The organism is Sorangium sp. So ce426, assembly GCF_051475585.1.
GTDB classification, from domain to species: Bacteria; Myxococcota_A; Polyangia; order Polyangiales; family Polyangiaceae; genus Sorangium; species Sorangium cellulosum_B.
On the sequence record NZ_CP150341.1, the window covers coordinates 9,338,706 to 9,355,278 of the forward strand.

The 16,573-nt window shown below is 72.0% G+C and carries 16 protein-coding genes; 9 read left to right on the plus strand and 7 right to left on the minus strand.

Annotated features, from left to right (window positions below; genetic code table 11):
* Nucleotides 1–37 precede the first annotated feature (37 nt).
* From WMF44_RS34935 to WMF44_RS34965, 7 genes are all read left to right on the plus strand, one after another.
* A complete protein-coding gene (locus WMF44_RS34935; RefSeq protein WP_437294371.1) occupies nucleotides 38–847 on the plus strand; it encodes an acyltransferase in 810 nt (269 codons plus the stop codon).
* A 15-nt stretch (nucleotides 848–862) separates the two neighbouring features.
* A complete protein-coding gene (locus WMF44_RS34940; RefSeq protein ID WP_437294372.1) occupies nucleotides 863–1,093 on the plus strand; it encodes an acyl carrier protein in 231 nt (76 codons plus the stop codon).
* Nucleotides 1,090–2,265: a hypothetical protein gene (locus WMF44_RS34945; RefSeq protein WP_437294373.1), complete on the plus strand. Its 1,176-nt coding sequence runs from the start codon at nucleotides 1,090–1,092 to the stop codon at nucleotides 2,263–2,265. Before WMF44_RS34940 ends, WMF44_RS34945 begins: the two co-directional genes overlap by 4 nt.
* Before the next feature lie 70 nt (nucleotides 2,266–2,335).
* Nucleotides 2,336–3,295: a GNAT family N-acetyltransferase gene (locus tag WMF44_RS34950; protein ID WP_437294374.1), complete on the plus strand. Its 960-nt coding sequence runs from the start codon at nucleotides 2,336–2,338 to the stop codon at nucleotides 3,293–3,295.
* A gap of 118 nt (nucleotides 3,296–3,413) precedes the next feature.
* Nucleotides 3,414–4,127, plus strand: a complete 714-nt coding sequence (locus WMF44_RS34955) for a pirin family protein (RefSeq protein WP_437301651.1) — start codon at nucleotides 3,414–3,416, stop codon at nucleotides 4,125–4,127.
* Nucleotides 4,128–4,440: 313 nt separating this feature from the next.
* Complete coding sequence (locus WMF44_RS34960) at nucleotides 4,441–4,920, plus strand: hemerythrin domain-containing protein (protein ID WP_437294375.1); 480 nt, start codon at nucleotides 4,441–4,443, stop codon at nucleotides 4,918–4,920.
* A gap of 476 nt (nucleotides 4,921–5,396) precedes the next feature.
* Nucleotides 5,397–6,044, plus strand: a complete 648-nt coding sequence (locus WMF44_RS34965) for a hypothetical protein (protein WP_437294376.1) — start codon at nucleotides 5,397–5,399, stop codon at nucleotides 6,042–6,044.
* 140 nt (nucleotides 6,045–6,184) lie between these two features.
* Here the strand turns inward: WMF44_RS34965 and WMF44_RS34970 are convergent, their stop codons facing one another.
* The gene (locus tag WMF44_RS34970) at nucleotides 6,185–6,778 is read right to left on the minus strand and encodes a hypothetical protein (protein WP_437294377.1); all 594 of its coding nucleotides are present in this window, start codon (nucleotides 6,776–6,778) and stop codon (nucleotides 6,185–6,187) included.
* Between the two features lie 313 nt (nucleotides 6,779–7,091).
* On the opposite strand from WMF44_RS34970, the gene WMF44_RS34975 reads away from it, so the two are divergent.
* Nucleotides 7,092–8,696: a S8 family peptidase gene (locus WMF44_RS34975; protein WP_437294378.1), complete on the plus strand. Its 1,605-nt coding sequence runs from the start codon at nucleotides 7,092–7,094 to the stop codon at nucleotides 8,694–8,696.
* Between the two features lie 7 nt (nucleotides 8,697–8,703).
* On the opposite strand, the gene WMF44_RS34980 is transcribed toward WMF44_RS34975, so the two are convergent.
* From WMF44_RS34980 to WMF44_RS35005, 6 genes are all read right to left on the minus strand, one after another.
* Entirely contained in the window at nucleotides 8,704–9,129 is a 426-nt protein-coding gene (locus WMF44_RS34980) for an STAS/SEC14 domain-containing protein (RefSeq protein WP_437294379.1), read from the minus strand.
* A 155-nt stretch (nucleotides 9,130–9,284) separates the two neighbouring features.
* Nucleotides 9,285–9,710: an STAS/SEC14 domain-containing protein gene (locus WMF44_RS34985; protein ID WP_437294380.1), complete on the minus strand. Its 426-nt coding sequence runs from the start codon at nucleotides 9,708–9,710 to the stop codon at nucleotides 9,285–9,287.
* Nucleotides 9,711–9,795: 85 nt separating this feature from the next.
* Nucleotides 9,796–10,221: an STAS/SEC14 domain-containing protein gene (locus tag WMF44_RS34990; protein WP_437294381.1), complete on the minus strand. Its 426-nt coding sequence runs from the start codon at nucleotides 10,219–10,221 to the stop codon at nucleotides 9,796–9,798.
* A 150-nt stretch (nucleotides 10,222–10,371) separates the two neighbouring features.
* Nucleotides 10,372–12,030, minus strand: a complete 1,659-nt coding sequence (locus WMF44_RS34995; RefSeq protein ID WP_437294382.1) for an MXAN_6640 family putative metalloprotease — start codon at nucleotides 12,028–12,030, stop codon at nucleotides 10,372–10,374.
* Nucleotides 12,012–12,788: an HmuY family protein gene (locus WMF44_RS35000; protein ID WP_437294383.1), complete on the minus strand. Its 777-nt coding sequence runs from the start codon at nucleotides 12,786–12,788 to the stop codon at nucleotides 12,012–12,014. The genes WMF44_RS34995 and WMF44_RS35000 overlap by 19 nt, the downstream gene beginning before the upstream one ends.
* A 39-nt stretch (nucleotides 12,789–12,827) precedes the next feature.
* Nucleotides 12,828–14,588: a hypothetical protein gene (locus WMF44_RS35005; RefSeq protein WP_437294384.1), complete on the minus strand. Its 1,761-nt coding sequence runs from the start codon at nucleotides 14,586–14,588 to the stop codon at nucleotides 12,828–12,830.
* Nucleotides 14,589–14,983: 395 nt separating this feature from the next.
* Here WMF44_RS35005 and WMF44_RS35010 point away from each other — a divergent pair, with 395 nt between their 5' ends.
* The gene (locus tag WMF44_RS35010; RefSeq protein WP_437294385.1) at nucleotides 14,984–16,504 is read left to right on the plus strand and encodes a serine/threonine-protein kinase; all 1,521 of its coding nucleotides are present in this window, start codon (nucleotides 14,984–14,986) and stop codon (nucleotides 16,502–16,504) included.
* Nucleotides 16,505–16,573 lie beyond the last annotated feature (69 nt).

The following is a 16,573-nucleotide window of genomic DNA, read 5'->3' on the forward strand; positions in this document are numbered from 1 at the left end:
ATCGCAGACTGGACCAGTCCGCGCCGAGCGACCCTCTATGAAGAATCTGGTTCGTTTCCTCGCCTCCTCCGATCACGACGTCGCCCGCGCCCTGCGCCATGTGCGCCGGCAGGTCCGCAGCTTCACCCTGCCCGCGCCGCGGCCGATCGTGGTCCCGATGCGCATGGCGTTCGAGGCCGCGCGCGAGGTGTACTATTTCGGTGCGCGTGTGCTCGTCTGCGAGCCGCATTTCAAGTCGCACTGCGTGCAGTACGGCAAGGGTGTCCGGACGGGGACCTTCATCCACTTCATCAATGGGCGCGGCGACATCATCCTCGGTGATAACGTGGTGCTCGACGGCAAGACCGACTTCATCTTCGCCGCGCGGTTCTGCGACCGCCCCACGCTGCGGATCGGCGACAACACCGGGATCGGGCACGGCTGCCGGATCGTCGTCGGCAAGTCGGTCACCATCGGCAAGCACTGCATGATCGCGGCGGGCGTCTTCATCCTCGACTCGAGCGGCCACCCGAGCGATCCGGAGGCCCGGAGGCGGGGCCTGCCTCCCTCGGACGCCGAGGTGCGGCCGGTCGTCATCGAGGACAACGTCTGGCTCGGGACCCGGTCCACGATCTTCCCGGGGGTCACGGTGGGCGAGGGCAGCGTCGTGTCGGCGGGCTCCATCGTGATGGCCGATGTCCCTCCGTACACCGTCGTCGCTGGCAATCCGGCCCGACGGGTGGCATCACTCCGGACGACCGAGCCGCCGCCGCCCATCGGGCCCGCGGCGGACCGCGCCGATCCCAGTGCGAGAAGGCACGGCGCGGACGACGCTGCGCGTCGCTCGGGCTCCGACAGCGCATCTTAACCCTGGAGTTCTTTCATGATGATCGAGGTGGAGAAGGTGATCGATGTCATCGTCACGGTCGGCCGCTTGCCCGCCGAGATCAAGCCCGATGACGACATCTACGACGCGGGGTTCTCCTCGGTTCGAGCGCTCCAGCTGCTCACCGAGCTGGAGGACCGGTTCAACGTGGCGCTCCCCGACGACCGGTTCAGCGTGGCCCGCACGCCGCGCGCGCTGAGCTCCCTCATCCAGGAGCTCGCGCCGTGAGGAGGGTCGTCACCGTCGAGCTCGCGGCGCCTGCGACCGAGATGGCGCAGGAGGAGATCCCCAAGCAGATCGCCTTCCTCTCGAAGGAGATCGCGAACATCCGCTTCGTCCGCGAGGGCGCCGCGCTGGAGTTCGAGGCCCCCGAGGAGCGCGCGGCCGACCTCGCGAAGGCGGCGGAGGGCCTCGCGCGCACCATGCAGCGCAGCCTGCGCCAGCTCACGCGCAAGCTCGTGTACCGCAGCCCGGCGTGCGATCGGGTGGAGTTCCGGGGCGGCGCGCTCCCCGGCGGGATCACGCAGATGGGCCAGGGCCAGGTCGCCCTCGAGGGCATCCCGCTGCGGCTCTACCGCTACTTCGATCGCTCGCTGGAGGCGCTCGGCGCGCCGTTCTCGCCGAGCCCGATCCTGGTGCCGACGTTGATCCCGGCGGCGACGCTGGCGAAGTGCGACTACTTCCGCTCGTTCCCGCACATCGTCACGTTCACGTGCCACCTGCCGGAGGACATGCCGCTCATCGAGGATTTCCGGGCGCGGCATCAGGACCGGGACACGCTCGACGAGCGCGCGCTGAGCGACATGGCGCCGCCGGAGGTGTGCCTCTCGCCGGCGGTCTGTTACCACGTGTACGCGGCGAACCGGGGCCGGGTGCTGCCGGCCGGCGGCGCGCGCTACGCCCTCGCGGGCCGCTGCTTCCGCTACGAGTCGAGCAAGATGGTCGACCTGCGGCGGCTCTGGGAGTTCACGATGCGGGAGATCGTCTTCCTCGGGTCGCGGGAGGACGTCCTCGCGCTGCGCGAGCAGGGGAACGAGATCGTGGCGCGCTACCTCGACGAGCACCGGCTCGCCGGCGAGATCCGGACGGCGAGCGACCCGTTCTTCATCGCGCCGGACGCGGCCGCCAAGACGTACTTCCAGATCAGCAGCGAGACGAAATACGAGATCTCGTTGATGCTCCCGGAGGGCGAGCGCGTGGCGGCCGGCTCGCTGAACTACCATACCGACTTCTTCGGCCGCGCGTTCAGCTGCGATGTCGAGGGCGCGGGCCCGATGCACAGCGTGTGCATCGCGTTCGGCCTGGAGCGGTGGGTCTACGCGTTCCTGGCCCAGCACGGCGGCGATCCGGCCGGCTGGCCCGATGTCGTGCGGCGCGCGCCCGAAATGGCGACCCTGTAGAGCGGCGCATCGCCGCTTCGCCGCTCGCTCGCAGTTCCGTTTCCCGGGGGATCTGAGAGGCTTCGCGTCCATGCAGTTCGAGCGCGTCGATCCGATCGCGGCGGCGGAGGAGGCCAGCTTCGTGCTGCGCGAGGCGTGGCCTCCGCCGACCCTCCATTACACGGCCGGCTACCTGAGATGGCAGTTCGGCTTCCCCGGCCCGGCGCCGCAGGCCGTGCTCGCGCGAAAGGGCGGCGAGCCGGCCGGCTTCATCGGCGTCGCGCCGCGCCGGTTCCGGTTCCGGGGCGCCACGTCGGAGGGATATGTCCTCTCGTTCGTGAGCGTGCGGCCGAAGTTCCAGGGGCAAGGGCTGGCGAGCCGGCTGTACACGGAGCTCCTCGCCGGCCTCCGGACGACCGACCTGCCCATCGCGGTGTTCGTGGAGGCGCGGTCCGCGCCCGCGCAGCGCGTGCTCTTCAAGGCGGTGGCGGCGGTGGGCCTCGAGCTGAAGCGGCTCACCGCGTGCCGGAACCACGGCTTTCTCCCCCGGGCGAGCGCCGCGCCGCCGCGGGCCGTGGCCGCGCCGGCATCGACCGTGCAGGACGTGCTCGCCGTGATGGCGGCGTGCAGCGGCGAGCGCGTGCTGTGGGCGGCGCCCGACGCGGCGCACCTCGAGCACGCCCTCCGCGATCCACGGCCGCGCCGGCTGCTGCTCGTCGAGGAGGCGGGCCAGGCCGTCGGCGCCGCGGCGGTGTTCCTGTCCGAGATCGCGACCGCCCGGGGGATCGACCGCGTGGCGACGCTCGGCACGCTCTTCCTGCCGGAGCCGACCGCCGATCGGCTCGCGGCGGTGATGCGCGCGGCGTCGGAGGCTTTCGGCGGAAAGGCGACCGCACCGACGGTGAGCGCGCCGAACCTGGCGATCGTCCCCCAGGACCAGCTCAGGCCGGCCGGCGTGCGCGCGACGGCCGCGACCTTCGACGCGTTCGTCATCCACCCGAAGGGCGGGCCCTGGCTGGACGCCGAGACGACCAACCTCGAGGTCGTCTGACACCACCGTGTCCCAGGGGAAACCATCTACGTTGCAGATGGTTTCCATCAGAACAATGCCGATTCACAAGATGGGTTGGCGGGCGCATGGTGAGGTCATGGCCAACAACACTTCTTCGATGGTGATCCGGCGCTCTGGCGAGCGGGGCTATGCCGACCACGGGTGGCTGCAGTCGTTCCACACGTTCTCGTTCGCCGACTACCAGGATCCGGAGCACATGGGCTTCCGTGCGCTGCGGGTCATCAACGACGACCGCGTCGCCCCGTCGCGGGGGTTCGGCATGCACCCGCACCAGAACATGGAGATCGTCACCTATGTCCTGGAGGGGGAGCTCTCGCACAAGGACAGCATGGGGAACGGGTCGATCATCCGCCCTGGCGAGGTCCAGCGCATGTCGGCGGGGACGGGCGTGTACCACAGCGAGCACAACACCTCGAAGGCGGGCGTGACTCACCTGCTGCAGATCTGGATCGTGCCCGATCGGCGCGGGATTACGCCGAGCTACGAGCAGAAGGCGTTCTCGAAGGAAGAGCGCCAGGGCAAGCTGCGGCTCGTCGCCTCGCAGGACGGGCGCGAGGGCTCGGTCACGGTCCACCAGGACGTGAGCCTGTTCGCGGGGCTCTTCGGGCAAGGCGAAGAGGCGCGCTACGAGCTCGCGGCCGGTCGAAACGCCTGGGTCCACGTCGCGCGCGGGAGCGTCGAGCTGAACAGGACGCTGCTCGAGGCCGGCGACGCGGCGGCCATCGGCGCGCCCGGCGCGGGAGGAGCTGGTCAGTCGCTCCACCTCGTCGGGAAGGGCGCGGGCGAGGTGCTGCTGTTCGACCTCGCCTGATCGGCGGCGCTCGCGCCCTCCGCTCGCCGGCTCCCCGACGGCGCGGCGGGAAATCGAGGTCATGATCGCCGGCGTCAGGAGGGGCCTGCCGCCTGCAAGGAAACCCCCTGTGGCAAACAGGCACCTTGCGAGCGGCGACCCGACACACCCTCATGCTCATCATCCCTCTCCGCCCGGCGTCCTCGGACCCACCATGTCGCCGCCGCGCCGCGGCTCCACGCCGGGAGGCAGCTGGAGCTGCGATTGCCGATCTGGCAGGCTCAGCGCGCCTCTCCCGCTTGCTGGGAGGCGGACTCTGCTCCATAGAGATCTCATGGACGCGATTGATCTCCTCGAACACCACCACCGCGAGCTCGAGCAGCGATTCTCCGACCTGAAGGAGGCATCTTCCGTCACCGCAGCGCAGTTCTCCGCGGCCGCCGATCTCCTCGCCACCCACATCACGATCGAGGAGCAGCACTTTTACCCGGCGGTCCGGGCTCGCCGCACCGAGGAGTTCCTCCTCGAGTCGCTGGAGGAGCACCTGTCCATCAAGCGCGTGCTGGCCGATCTCGTGGCCCTCGACGCCGCGGACGAGACGTTCGGGCCCAAGCTCCATGTGCTCGCCGAGCAGCTCGAGCATCACCACAAGGAGGAGGAAGAGCACCTGTTCCCCAGGGTCAGGAAGCTCCTTGACGACGGCGCGCGCGAGGCGCTCGGGCAGGAGATGCACGCGAGGATGCGCGCGCTGCAGCAGGGGGAGCCCCGCAGGCTCGTCCTGGGCCAGACCGACGCAGCGGCGTCCCTCCCCTGAGCCGTGCGCCGCCTCTCCAGCGCCCTGTCCCCGGCGATGGCCCCCGGCGCCGTGAGCGCCCGGACACGGCGCCCGCACACGCAGCTCCGAGGCGAAGACCGTTGGAACCGTTGGAACCGTTGGAACTGTTAGAAACGATACCCTCCTGCGACACCCGCGAACGCGAACCAGGCGCGGACGTAAAAACCTGAGCCGCACGCAGGCGCAAGCGCCACGATACAAGGCAGCGAGACCTGAGAAATTCGTCCGAGCGGACGCGATTTTTCTAGTAGGAGTTTCCCTACGGTTGTTATTCTAGACTGCTGCGAGTCTCGTGGCAGGAGTACGGAATGGCCGCGGGAAGAGGGCATGCTGCGAAGAAGCCGAGGGGCAGGGCCTGATCCGCACGCCGGCCAGTCGGCGCAGCGGGCGCTCATCCATCCCGCGCGCGGGACAGCGATGGCCAGCGCTCACCGGCGATCGTTGACGGAGGTAGGATGACGGCTCGACCTGTACTCTCGATTGACACATCCTTCGACCCGGAGAGCGCCTGGTTCGCGGCCGGACGCACGCAGCTCTACGGGCGTATGGGAGAGCAGTTCTCCGTCGTACCGTTCGGACGCGCCAGCGCGGAGCGGAGGAGGATACTCCGCCAGATCGCGCGCGCCGAGAGCGCCGGCAATCCCTTCCGGGCGATCGTCGTGTCGTCCCACGGCAAGACGAGCTGCGTTGTGGACGACGAGTCGCCCGACGGCATCCTGCTGTCGCACGAGAGCCCGGCGCAGGAGATCGAGCTCTGGGCGCGCGGTCGCGTTCTCTATTTCTGCTGTGGCGAGACCGCGAGCGGTCCGCTGTTCGACAGGCTCCTCGACGCGGGAGCGCGGGCCGTTGTCGGCTTCACGGGGAGGCTCGGCGCCACGACCGTGGACGGCAAGTTCTTCTGGCGGCTGCTCGACCACGAGCTTGTGACCTGCGCGCTGCACGACCAGCAGGTGCCGGGCTTCGAGAGGGCGAGGCAGCAGTTCCTGGAGCGCGTCACGCTGCGCCTCGCGTCGCTCCCCGACGACGGAGCGGTGCGGGACGAGCTCTCGAAGATGAGGGACTTGCTCGTGTCGATGGTGATCCGGGGCGCAGGGAAGGGGTAGTCCCTCGCCGCCCAGGTCCGTTCAACCATCCGCCGGTCCCTGCCCCGCGCGACGAGCGCTCTCCCCGGGGCCCGCCGCGGGCGCGGAGCCAGGGACGGACCTGCGGGAGCTCCGCCGCCGCGGGCCCATGTCGAAGCGGGTCAGAACAGGAAGCACATCCCCGGCTTCTCTTCACACCTCCCGAGCACGCAGAAGCCCTCGCAATCGGCGTCACTCGAGCACGCCGTGCGGGTACACGCGCCGCCCGTCGTGTCGCACACGTGGTTCTTCGGACAGTCCGCTTCAGCGGCGCACGCCCTCGCCCGACACCGATGATCCGGCGCGCACGCCAGCGTCGAAGGGCAGTCGGCGTCCGTCTCGCAGCCGCGGACGCAGGTGGGCATCAGCCGCCGCTGGATAGCCAGGGGGCACGTGAAATGCAGCGTCTCGCAGATGATCGGCGCGCCTGCGCCGCCGCCTCCCGCTCCCCCGCCTCCCGCTCCCCCGCCGCCGCTTTGGCCGTCGATGCCGGCGCAGTCCTCGTCGGATGCGCAGCCGGCGCCTCGCACCTCATAACAGGCGGCATCGCTGAGCCGGTTGCACGTGTTGTTGTTGCAATCCGCCCCGACCCGACACTCGAACTCGCCGAGCGGTGCGCCGCCGCTATCTCCAGCGGGCTCGCCGTTGCCCCCGCCGCATCCGAGCGAGACGCCGAGCACCGTACCGAACATCAATCGATGAAGCCTGATCCGCATGAAATCATGCCTATCAGACGGCCGCCGTTCTGGAGAATACAGCGGCACGTTCGCGACGACCGGAGCGACCCCGTACGCGCTGCGGACCTGAATGAGGGATCGAGTCCCCGGCGCTCGAAGCGAGAGACTGCCGAGTCGGCAAGGACACGAAGAGACCCCGGAAACACCTCTCTTCCTGGCGTCTTCTGGCGTCTTGGCGGTCTGTATCCTCCTTGTCCGAGCGCCGGTTGACGGCCTGCATCTTCCTCGCCCGAGCGCCGCTCCGGGGCGGCCCTGGTAGGACGCCGCGCGCTCCGGTAGATCCAGGAGAGCGATGCGACACAAGCCCTCGATCGTGCTCTCCCGGGCGGCGCTCCTCCTCGCCGCCATGGCGGGCGACGGCCTCGCCAGCCCGCGCGCGGCCGTGCGCGAGGAAGCGGAGGAGGCGCGCGACGCGTGGTTCATGGACGGCGGGCGCCGCGTCGCGGTCGAGCGGCTCGGTCCGGCCGCGCTGGGCGCGTCCTCGACGCCGCGCGCGCTCGCGCCGGTGCGGCTCCGCTATCCAGGCGGCCGGACGGTCGAGGCGAGCGTCGGCGAGACCGCGATCGTGGAGGTCGAGCCTGGAGCGCTGGACGCGTTCGACGCGCTCGGCGCCGCGGGCGTGAAGGTGGTGAGGCCGCTGATGCCCTCGATCGGGCTGTGGCTCGTCAGGGACGCCGGCGGCGGCGACGGCCTCGACCTCGCCCAGCGCCTCCAGGGCGCGGCGCGGCCGGCCTCCGTGCGCGAGGCGATCCCGGACCTCCACGTGCGCCTCAAGGCGCACGGCGCGCCGTTCGCGCCGGACGACCCGCGCCTGCCCGACCAGTGGTACTTCGACGACCTCCGGATGCAAGAGGCCTGGGGGCGCACGCAGGGCGACGCGGCCACGTCCATCGTCGTCATCGACACCGGCTGCGACCTCGATCACCCCGACCTCGCCGCGAAGATGGATCCAGGCCTGGACGTCATCGACGACGACGACGACCCCACCTACCAGCCGGGCGAGCGGAGCGTGAACCACGGGACGGCTTGCGCGGGCCTGATCGCCGCCGACACCAACAACGGCGTGGGCATCGCGGGCGGCTGCCCCGCCTGCAGGCTGCGGTGCGTGCGGCTGATCGACGACGAGCCGAGGCCTATCTCCGCCTCGGTCGATGCCTTCGAGTTCGCCCTGCAGGTGAACGCCGCCGTCGTGTCGAACAGCTGGGGGTACGCCGACCCGATGCCCGTCCCCAGGGTGGTCGAGGCCGCGATCAACCGCCTGTTCGACGCCGGGCGCAACGGCAAGGGGGCGCTCGTCCTGTTCGCCGCCGGCAACGACGACAGGGAGATCCTCGACGACGAGCTCCAGGCCGTGCGGGGCGTCCTTACCGTGGGCGCCGTCAACCACCTGGAAGACGCGACGTCGTTCACGAACCGCGGGAGATCCATCGACCTCGTCGCGCCCACGGGGACGCTGAGCACCGACATCGCCGGGAGCGAGGGGGACGACGCGAGCGACTACACCGACCGGTTCGGCGGCACCTCGTCGGCGTGCCCTGTCGCCGCCGGCGTCGCGGGGCTGCTGGTGAGCGCCGCCCCCGAGCGGACGGCGGGCGAGCTCTACGACGTCATGATCCGGACGGCGCGGCTGGCGCCCTACGCGGTCCCCGACGAGAGCGGGCACGATCCCATCTTCGGGCACGGGATCATCGACCCTGTCGCGGCGCTCACGGAGGTGCTCGGGGACGAGCCGCCGCCGCTTTCGGGAGGCGGCGAGGGCGCCGGCGACCAGCGCGCCGGCTGCGCGTGCGCTTCGGCCGGCGCGGGCTCAGGCGAGCGGCGAGGCCTCGCGGCGGCGGCGCTCCTCGGCCTGGCCGCTGCGGCGCGCCGGCGCGGGGCGGCCCGCGCGCGCCGCTGAGGGGACGTCACGCTCCAGGCCGCCGCCCGGCCCGGAGCGCGTCCCGCCGGGCGAGCAGCCACGCGCGCGCCTCGCCCTCCGTCTCGAAGAACTCGACCGGGTAGGATTGCCTCGTCAGGAGCTGCACGCTCTTCGCGGCGAGCGTGGAGACGACGCGCACGGCGAAGCTCGCGCCGAACAGCGCGATCGCGTCGAAGCGCACGCCGCGGAGCTCCTCCGCCATCACTTTGCGCGCCGACGCCGAGATGGTGCCGGTGCGGCGCGCGTCGGAGAGCACGAGGACCGCGCGGCCGCTCTCCGACAGGCGCCTGCACGCGGCGGCGATCGCGCGCGCCGTGTCGTCCGAGATATCGCCCTCGATGGCGGTGCACAGGATCCCCTCGGCGTCCTCGCGGAGGGCCATGCTTGCGTCGTCGATGCGGGGGTCGCTCATGGCGTTGCACGGTAGCTCGTTTGCGCGGCGGTACGACGTTCGCTCGATCACGGACGCCACCCGCGCGATGAACGGCGAAGCGGCCGATCGAGCGCGTGGGTCGCGGCCCGGGGCCGCGCATGCGCCGGGTCGCCCGCTCGCCGCCGAGGGTGACGTCACGCCTGGATCCGCCGCCCGGCCCGGAGCGCTCCCCGCTGCTTGAGGAGCCACGCGCGCGCTTCGGCTTCCGTCTCGAAGAACACGAGCAAGGGGAGCCGCTTCGTGAGGAGGTTGATGCTCTTCACGATGAGCGTCGCCATGACGCGGATGGAGAAGCTCGCTCCGAAGACCGCGATCCCGTCGAGGCGCGCCGAGCGCAGCCCGTCCAGGTACACCTTCCGCGCCGCCGGCGCGACCGCCCCGCAGCGACGCGCGTCGGCGAGCACCAGGACCTCGCGGCCGCTGTCCGTCAGGCGCTGGAAGGCGTCCACGAGCGCGCGCGCGTTGTCCTCCAGGACATCGCCGTCGGTCGCGATGACCAGGAGGCCATCGGGCTCTTCGCGGAGCTCAAAGCGCGCGCCCGCCGGACGGGGATCGCTCATGGCAGGCATGGTAGCGCGTCCCCGCGACGCGCGTTCTGCGCCCCGGCGCTGCGCCGATGGCGCGCGCCCCGGAGGGCGGCGGGCGTCATGCGCCCTGCCGCGGCGTGGTCCGGAGCGCGTCTGGCTGGGCGAGCAGCCACGCGCGCGCCTCGCCCTCCGTGTCGAAGAACGCCAGCGGATAGACCTCGCCCGTGAAGAATTGCACGCTCCTCGAGGCGAGCGTTGTCACGACGCGCAGGGAGAAGCTCGCCCCGAAGACCGCGACCCCGCCGAAGCGCACGCCGCGCAGCTCTTCCGCGAGCGCGCTGCGCGCCGCCGGCGTCAGGGTCCCGACGCGGCGGGAGTCGGAGAGCACGAAGACCTCGCGACCACTCTCCGACACGCGCCGGAACACGGCGCAGAGAGAGCGCGCGATCTCTTCCGAGATATCGCCCTCGATGGCGAAGCAAAGAATGCCGTCGGCGTCCTCGCGGAGGAAAGGGCATGCGTCCTCGGAACGGGGCTCGCTCATCTCCCGCAGGCTAGCGCATCCGGCTCACGGCACGACGAGCGCTCGCGGGGCCGACGCGGGAGAGCGCTTGGCGGGTGACGCACCTCACCGAGCGCCGCGCCACGCGCCGCCGCCGAGCGGCGGCGCGTGGCGCGGCGCGTGAGCCCCCGCTCAGCGCCGGCGCCGGCGCGCGGCCAGCGCGAGCAGCGAGGCGCCCAGCGCGCAGCCGAAGGACGCGGCGGAGCGCGCGGCCGCGGCGGCCGGCGCCACGACGCGGCAGCCGCACCCGTCGTCGTCGACGCCGCCCGCTGCGCCCTCGGCGGGCGCCTCGCCGCCGCCGCCGCCTCCACCGGTGGCCTCCGCGGCGGCCCGGCACGCGGCGACCTCGTCCGGCGCGCCGATGCACAGCGTCGGCTTGCGCGATTCGCCTTCTTGCAGGCCGTTCACCACGATCACGGCGAGGTCGTCGGCGCCCGCCGTATCGATCAGCGCCGCGCCGGAGGCGACGTCGCCGGCGCGCACCACCTCGCCGTACACGCGGCCGCGCCGCGGCGCGAGCAGCAGCGCGAGGCCGGAGAGCTGCGCCGGATCGCCCGAGGGCGCCGCGAGCGCGGCCGTCATGGTCGCGCGCCCGGCGGGGGAGACGCTGAAGTACTGCGCCGACGCGTGGAAGACGCGCAGCCCGTCCGCGTAGGGCGCGGCGACCTCCTCCGGGGCGAGCCCGCGGTAGCCGGCCCCGGCGGCGTAGGAGCGCCCGGGATCCGCGGCCGATCCGGTGAGCAGGTTCCAGGCGGCGAACTCCACGAACGCCTCGGCGAACGTCGTCTGCGCCCGCGACGAGAGCAAGGGGTCGAGCTGCTCGAACCACACCGGATCCGCCTCGCCGTTCGCGCCGTCCTCGAGGCGCTCCCAGAGCGCGCGGACCGTGCCGTCTCCGAAGCGCTCCTCGAGGAACTGGAAGAAGAGCGCGCTCCCGTAGCTGAAGGGGTCCACGGGGCCGGTGAAGGGCACGTCGAGCGACCGATCCGTGTTCGCGAGGTAGCCGTCGACGAAACCCTCGAAGTCCTTCAGCGAGGGGTCGAACGACTCGGTCGCCCAGACCGCGGTCCCCTCCGTGATCAGCGTGTCCTGGCCGTGGTCGTAGCCCGCCTGCACCGCGTGAAAGAGCTCGTGGCTCCCGAGGATCCGGTTCGCCGTCAGCGTCGACGGATAGCCGTAGCCGCTGTAGTCGTTCTCCTGGGTCATGAAGCCGGCGCAGCGGTCCCCGGCGTCCTCGGCGCAGGCGTCGACGCGGAACGCCCCGTCGCCGACGCCGGCGAAGTCGACGAGGTAGACGTCGAAGCGGCCGTCGCCGCCGTTGTCGGGCAGGTCCTCGTCGCTCCTCGGCGGCCGGAAGCCGAGGACGTCTCGGTAGTGGACGATGACCTCGTCGTAGACGGCGGCGACCTCCTCGACGAAGTCGGGGACGCCCGTCGCGTCGCCGTCCTCGGCGGGCACCGCGCAGCGCCCCTCGCGCGCGAAATGGACGAGGAAGCTCCCGGACGCCGACGCGAAGGTCTCGACGACGTCGTCCGGATCGAACCGGAACTGGAGGCTCGTGCCGCGCGAATCGGGCCGCTCGAGCGGCGCCGCGGCGGGCCCGTCGAGCGGCGGCGCGGCCGTGTCGTCCGCGCCGCAGCCGGCGAGCGCCGTCGCGAGCGAGGCCGCGAGCGTCGGCGCGAGCCAGGCCGCCGCGCGGCCCAGGCGGCGCCACGGGGCCGCGGCGCGGGCCAGGCCGCCGCGCCACGCGGGCACCGCGCCGGCGGTCCGCGTCACGGCAGGAACGCCCACCGGATCTGGAAGTTGGCGGAGCCGGTGTCCTCCATCGGGACCGTCCCTGCCTCCTGGCACTGCGCCTGCGTCTGCTCGTTGTAGAAGTGCGTGACGGTCAGCTTGAGGCGCCGGCCGTCGGCGAGCTGGAGCACGTAGACGAGGCCGGTCATCTTCACGCACCCGGGGTAGGTCCAGTAGCCGGAGAGCGCCGTCGCCGGGGAGTCCAGCCCGGAGCCGTCGGGGATGAGCTTGCAGCTCTCGGTGAAATACTCGTCGCTGCGGAGCCTCGGCTCGGCGGGCGCCTCGGTGATCCCATCGTAGTCCGGGGTGCCCGGGAGCCGCGCCGCCGTGACGCAGGACGGACCGGAGTGGCCGCTGTTGATGCGCACGATGTAGCGCCGGAAGGCGATGTCCCAGTCCATGGACTGGAGCGATGCCTCGTCGGAGATCTCGACCTTCTCGAGGCCGGCGTCCGTGAACCGGGCATAGACGTAGGCGTCGGGCTCGGCGGCGAAGGGGCCGCCCGCGGTGGCGTCGACGAGGGAGCGGATGCCAGCGCCGTCCTGCTCGTTGACGATCTCCCCGGGCGCCACGGTGTCCTGGAGGTTCATCTGCTGGAAGACCTCGTCCTCGCAGGGCACCGGCGTGGGCTCCGTGCAGACGGGCCCGGCGGGGAGCGCGCCGCCAGGGTCCACGGGGTCCTCGGAGCCGCAGGCGCACACGGCGAGGAGGGCGAAGCCGGCGGCGACGAGGGGAGACGCAGGCGAGGTGCGCATGGGCGACATGGTAACAAAAAGTCGGAGCCGACGTGCCCGCTAGGGCGCGCCGCTGCGCCGGTAGAGCCACCAGTCTCCGACGTGGTCGACGGCGACGATGCTCGGATCCTTCGCGAAGAGGTGATTCGCCCCTGCCCGCCGGCGGACGAGGAACCAGTCGAAGAAGGCGCCGTGGCGGCGCACGTCGAATACCGAAGGCGTCCACTCCCACCGGAGCGGCGTGGGCGGCGGGACGACGGCGCCCGGCTCCTCGCGGGGCCTGTAGGCGACGGGCGAGGCATCCCAGACGGCGAAGTGGAAGCTGAGCCAGCCGCCTCGCGTGGCCTGCACCCAGGCGGGGAGATGGATGAACGGCGTCGTCGTCCGGGTCGATCCGCCGTGATCGAAGACGAGGTAGAGCAGCCTCGGCGCCCGCGGGATGCGGGCGATGATGGCGTCGAAGTCCCGCGTGCTCTGGTCGAACCGGCGGTAGTTGTCGCGGGCCACGGCGCCGAGGAAGACCGCGGCGGCCGACAGCGCGAGCACGGCCGGCACCTTGAGCCAGGGCGATCGCGGCAGGTCCGGGAAGGCGCCGAGGGCCAGGAACAGCGCGGCGACGATCTCGCGCGGGTAGACGTACCACCAGAGGCCGATCTGCAGCGGCAGGCTCAGGAACAGGCCCAGGAACACGATCGCGCAGGCGACCGGGACGAGGGCGGCGAGGCGCGCGAAGGACCACCGCGGCGCGCCCGCCGCGGGCGAGGGCGCCGCGCCGGCGCCGGCGCCTTCGGCTGAGCACGCAGCATCGGCGCCGGCGCCTTCGGGTGAGCGCGCCGCATCGCCGCCGGCGCCTTCGGGTGAGCGCGCCGCATCGCCGCCGGCGCCGGCGAGCCGTGCGGCGGCGCCGGCGGCGCAGACGAGCAGCGCGGCGAGCACGAAGCGCGCTGCCCTGCCGGCCGCCGCCGCCTCGGCGGGGTCGGTGAAGCTCGTGAAGAGGAGCGACGGGACCTCGCGGAGCCGCTCCCAGTGGAGCGCGGGCGCGATGGGCGCTGCGTGCAGCGTGTCGGTCCGGACCACGAGCCACGCCGCGAAGAGGGCCAGCGAGGGCGCCAGCGGGAGCGCGATGGGGCGGAGCCGCCGCGTCGCCGGGAAGACGACGATCGCCGTGCCGACGACGGCGGCGAGCGCGAACGGGAAGCGGAAGATGTGCGTGAAGAACAGCGCGACGAGCGCGAGCGCGAGCGCGATCTGCCGGCCGCGCGAGGGGCGTTCGAGGAGCAGGAGCGTCAGGCCGACGACCATCGCGAAGAGGCCGAGCGCGCCCATGTGGTTGAGGAAGCCCCAGTGGGTGAGGTTGCACCAGACGAGGTGCAGGCCGAGGACGCCGAGGAGCGGGCTCCGCTTCAGGCCGTGGAAGAGGACGGCGAGGCCCGCGGGCAGGAGCGCGAGCATCGCCGCCGCCGCGACCTTCACCGCGGCCACGGGCGGGAGGACGAGCATCAGCAGGGCGCCGAGCGCGTACATGGACATGTACGGGACGGCGAGCGGCTGGAGCGTGAACTGCTCGCGGAAGTGCCACGCCGGGTCGAGGTAGTGCCTGAACGCCGCCGTCTCGGCCGCGTGGAACGGGAGATCGGTCATCGGCGGATAGCGGACGACCGCGAGCGGGACGGCGATCACATAGACGGACGCGGCGACGACGACGAGGGCGAGCGCCGCGCTGAGGGGCGCGCGGCGCGCGGCGCCCACGCCGCGGCGGAGCAGGCCGGAGAGCGCGCGGCGCGCGGGAGCGGGCGCCGTCGTGGAAGACCGGGTGTCCAAGGTGCGGCGAGCCTACCACCGGGCATCGCCACGGACCGCGCGGGCCTCCGGAGCGGCGGCTCGTCCTCGTCGTCGAGCACGGCGACGATCGCGAAGGCAAGCGACGATCGCGGGCTGCCCCGCATGTCGCGCCGTCCTCCCGGTAAACCTCTGGAGGCTTCCTCGAATGGCACAGCCCTGACGGGATGAAGCGCCCTGGTACGGAGTCTGCGCGCCGCGCGCGGCGTCTTGCCCCCCGCCTCCACCCGGGAGAGTAATCGAGGAGCCTCCAGCGCGCCGCGAGACAGGGGACGACGATGGGCATAGGGACCGCACCGACCGTGAAGGCTCTCGACGGCACGCCGACGTCAGCGGCTCACAGGGCGGTGCTGGACAGGAACGCCATACGCCGCGCCATGCGTCCGGAGCGCGCCGTGCACGGCGAGAGCCAGCGCCGCGCGGTCCAGCGCGCGGCGTACATCGGCCTGTGGGTATGGCCTGGCTTCTTCCTGTTGGATCTGTACATGGCGACGTGGGTTTATCCCAGCGCGCCCCTCTGGCATTTCGCCGCGCTCCGGCTCGCGGAGCAGGCCGCCATCGTCGCCGTCTACCGGATGTCGCTCAGGAGAGACGTCTCGCTCCGGCGCATCGCCGGCGCCGGGGACCTGCTCTTTCTGGGAGCCGCCCTGTTCATCTCGGCGATGGCGCTCGACCTGGGCGGGATCCGCAGCATTTACATGGATGGGCTCTCCGTCCTCATGCTGGTCCGCTGCGTCATCGTGCCGGCCCCCTGGTGGTCGGCGCTGCGGTCTCTGGCGCTCCTCGCGCTCACGTACCCGCTGGTGATGGGCATCGCCGCCGTGTTCTCCGTGTCGATCCGCGCGTCGCTGCTCGACGTGCCGGAGCTGGCGGGCGTCGCCGGACATTACGTCTTCGTGCTCGCATCGGCCCTCGTGGGAGCGCTCTCGGGCCACCTTGTCTGGTCAGCGCAGCAGCAGGTCTACCAGGCCCGCAAGCTCGGCCGGTACCGGCTGGAGGCGCGGATTGGCCAGGGAGGCATGGGCGAGGTCTGGCTCGCGTGGGACGAGACGCTGGGCCGCAAGGTGGCGCTCAAGCTGCTCCGCACGCAAGAAGCGCCGGAGCCCGCCGATCTGAGGCGGTTCCAGCGCGAAGCTCACGCCGCCAGCGTGCTGAGCAATCCTCACACCATTCGCATCTTCGACTTCGGCGCGAGCGACGATGGGATCTATTACATCGCCATGGAGTATCTCCCGGGCGCGGATCTCGGCGCATTGCTCGCCGCGTACGGCCCGATGCCGGCGCAGCGCGCGGTGCGCTTCATCGCGCAGGCGTGCGAGTCGCTCATCGAGGCGCACGACGCAGGGGTCATCCATCGGGACATCAAGCCGCAGAACCTGTTCGTGACGCGCGTCGGCGACGATCACGACTTCGTCAAGCTGCTCGACTTCGGGATCGCGCGGGTCGTCCCGAGGGGGGAGCCCGTCTCCGGCACCAGCACGGGCGTGCTCCGCGGGACCCCCGAGTACATGGCGCCCGAGCTGTTCTGCGGTGAGCAGGCGGACGCGCGCAGCGACATCTACGGGCTCGGCGTGACGTTCTACACGCTGCTCACAGGTGGTCCGCCGTTCGAAGGCAGCTCGCTGGCGCAGGTGATCGCGGCGCAGCTCTCGCAGCGGCCGACGCGGCCGTCAGCCCGCCGCAAGGAGCCGCTCCCTGCGCAGCTCGAGGCCGTCGTCCTCCGCTGCCTCGAGAAGGATCCGACGGCGCGCTTCCAGTCGATGCAAGAGCTCGCCAGCGCCGTGCGGGAGCTCGCCGACGACGCCGGGTGGAGCGCGCGGGACGCGGAGCGGTTCTGGCGCGATCACGTCACGCAGCTGGCGAGGATGGAGGCGCCGACCCAGGAAGTTTCGGCCTGAGAGGGCCCAGGCGGAGAGGAGCAGAGAGGAGCAGGCGCCCCGCACGCGGCCCTTGCGGCCCCCCGGCTC